1 protein-coding gene is annotated in these 629 nt (G+C 63.3%); it reads right to left on the bottom strand.

Going from position 1 to position 629, the window contains the following annotated elements; genetic code table 11:
- The coding region (gene tssI / locus ALQ04_RS27095; RefSeq protein WP_259644872.1) for a type VI secretion system tip protein TssI/VgrG at nucleotides 1-629 on the bottom strand (629 nt) is incomplete at both ends.

Below are 629 nucleotides of genomic sequence, written 5' to 3' on the forward strand. Positions count from 1 at the left end.
ACCAGCAACGGCTGATCGCTCTTGCCTTCGACCAACTGGAAGTCGCTGCGATGGCGTTCCAGGGCGCGCTTGGCCAGGTGCTTGCCACGCTCGCGGTCCACGAAGCGGCCCGGATAGTCGTAATCTTCGAGGTCCGGCAGTGCGTCGCCACGGTTCTCGCTTTCCAGGGTCAGGCGCGGCTTCTCGAAGTCGTAGTCACGGCGCGTAGTGCGGCTGGTGCGGGTTTCCAGGCGCAGGTCGAAGCGTTTGATCACCGGGTCGTTGGCGACCATGCCCGAGTCTTGCTGGTAGGCCACGGGCGCCAGTTTCGGGAACACCGTCTGGTCATCGCCGAACACCAGCTTGTGGCCCGTGGCGCTGTGCTGGAAGTGGTAGTGAATCCCTTCTTCCTCGCACAGGCGCTGGATGAAGTGCAGGTCGGACTCGTCGTACTGCACGCAGTACACGCGCTCGGGGTAGACCGAGCCGAGGGTGAAGGTGTAGGCGTTGCTCTGGATGCCATGTTCTTCGAGGACCAGGCCGATGATCTTCGGTACCGAAAGGTTCTGGAAGATGCGCTGGTTGATGCGGTGCGCCAGGTAGGACAGTTGCGGGCGCAGGGTCACCGCGTAGCGGGTCAGGCGTTTGCC

Origin of the sequence: Pseudomonas cichorii, assembly GCF_003700275.1 — a bacterium.
In the GTDB taxonomy this organism is placed as follows: Bacteria; Pseudomonadota; Gammaproteobacteria; order Pseudomonadales; family Pseudomonadaceae; genus Aquipseudomonas; species Aquipseudomonas cichorii_B.